This is a genomic window from Bifidobacterium sp. POST2/T3 (B1), assembly GCF_058197115.1.
The window spans coordinates 1-2,227 of record NZ_JBVPQK010000419.1; the positions used below are offsets into that span (position 1 = coordinate 1).

1 protein-coding gene is annotated in these 2,227 nt (G+C 59.4%); it reads left to right on the forward strand.

All coding sequences use genetic code 11. The features are described from left to right. Window positions 1–333: 333 nt before the first annotated feature. Complete coding sequence (locus tag AC0AP0_RS12345; RefSeq protein ID WP_490430696.1) at window positions 334–2,148, forward strand: proline--tRNA ligase; 1,815 nt, start codon at window positions 334–336, stop codon at window positions 2,146–2,148. Window positions 2,149–2,227 lie beyond the last annotated feature (79 nt).

A 2,227-nucleotide genomic window follows, 5' to 3' on the forward strand; every position in this document is an offset into this window, starting at 1 on the left:
CAGCGTCATGATTGATCTCAAGTGATGATCCGGGGCGTGGCTGCCAGAACTACGTATGATTGGCGCGATGAATAATGCTGGTTTTCATGAGCTTCCACCTGCTAGCGGTGAGCGCGAGTCAACCCGTCGCATCATCCTCGAAATGGTGCCCAGGCGAGCATTGTTTTTTTGAGGGTAAATCGTCCTCGACGTTGTCGAGCGGCCGTATGCGACCATAGCGACTTTCTGGTGAAAGCATCCGTAATCATAGGGGTTTCTGGCTTGCTTTCAACAAATCGTCATAAGGCGTCCTTTATGGTTGCTTGTCCCTTTGCGCGCATATCTTTAGGAGGTATGAGAACCAAAGCCATGCGCATGTCAACCCTCTTTTTGCGGACCCTCAGGGAGGATCCGGCCGACGCCGATGTGGACTCGGCCAAACTCCTGCAGCGGGCAGGATACGTCCGCAAGGTGGCCCCTGGCATCTTCACCTGGCTGCCACTGGGTCTGAAAGTCCTCGACAAGGTCCAGGCCGTGGTTCGGGAGGAGATCGACGGCATTGGCGCCCAGGAGGTCCACTTCCCGGCCTTGTTGCCTCGCGAGCCCTACGAAGCCACCCATCGCTGGGAGGAGTACGGTGAGAATCTCTTCCGCCTCCAGGACAGGCACGGCGCCGACTACCTGCTGGCTCCCACCCATGAGGAGATGTTCACCCTTTTGGTCAAGGACATGTACTCCTCATACAAGGACCTGCCGGTGGTTCTTTACCAGATCCAGACTAAGTACCGCGACGAGTTCCGTCCCCGTGCCGGGCTGATCAGGGGCCGTGAGTTCATCATGAAGGATGCTTACTCCTTCACTGTGGATGAGGAGGGGCTGAAGAAGGCCTACCAGGATGAGCGTGGCGCCTATGAGCGAATCTTCAAGCGACTGGGTGTCAATTATGTAATAGTCCATGCGGTCTCCGGGCCCATGGGGGGATCCGAGTCCGAGGAATTCCTGGCTCCGCTGCCCATAGGCGAGGACACCTTTGCCCTGGCACCCTCGGGGAAGGCATGGAATGTGGAGGCGCTGACCACCCCGCGTCCTGATCCCGTCGACTACACTAAGATTCCGGCCATGCAGGAGCTGGATACCCCTGACTCGACCACCATCGATACCCTGGCGGAGCGGTTCAACCAGCTGCATCCTCGCGAGGATGGCCGGGACTGGACCGCTGCCGATACTCTGAAGAACTTGATTGTGGCCGTCAAGCACCCTGCGGATGATGACCATCCCGAGGGCTGGCGGGAGCTGGTGGCCGTCGGCCTTCCGGGCGACCGTCAGGTGGACATGAAGCGGTTGGAGGCCCAGTTCGCTCCGGCCGAGATTGAGGAGGCCAATGAAGCTGACCTGGCTGCCCACCCCGAGCTGGTCAAGGGATATATTGGCCCCCGTGTTCTGGGTCCTCAGCGTTCGGATACTGAGTCTGCCGCCCATATCCGCTACTTCCTCGATGCCCATGTGGCGCCTGGATCTGCCTGGGTGACCGGGGCTGATTCTGAAGGCGTACACCTGGCCAATGCGGTTTATGGGCGTGATTTCCAAGCCGACGGAGCAGTGGAAGCCGCCGAGGTGCGTCACGGGGATATGAGTCCTGATGGTTCCGGGCCGCTCAGCTTCGAGCGTGGCGTGGAGATCGGGCAGGTCTTCCAGCTTGGGCTGAAATACTCTGACGCATTGGGGCTGAAGGTCCTGGACCGCAACGGCAAGGCTGTTCCGGTCTGGATGGGCTGCTATGGCATCGGCATTTCCCGTGTGCTGGCCTGCATCGCTGAGATGCATCACGATGATAAAGGTCTGGCTTGGCCCAAGGCTGTCGCTCCTGCCGCGGTCCATGTGGTGGCCACCGGCAAGAAGCAGGAGGCCTTCGATGCCGCTGAGAAGCTGGTCACCGACCTGGAGGACCGCGGCGTGGAGGTCATCTACGACGACCGGCCCAAGGTATCTCCCGGGGTCAAGTTCAAGGATGCCGAGCTGATTGGGGTCCCCCTGGTCGCTATTGCTGGTCGCGACACCATCGCCAACGGCACTATTGAGATTCGCAACCGTGATGGCTCGGATGTGCAAGCTGTTCCTGCCGATCAGGCTGCTCAGGTGATCGTGGATCGGATTACAGCCTTGCAGTAGGTTATGCCACGCTCATAGTTGCTTATTCGCAACCAATAGGGGTGGGGCCTTGGTCGCGTCATAATCTACGCGACCAAGG

Excerpts from the sequence above, each read along its gene's own strand:
- AC0AP0_RS12345 (WP_490430696.1), top strand. The coding sequence starts at position 334 with ATGAGAACCAAAGCCATGCGCATGTCAACCCTCTTTTTGCGGACCCTC.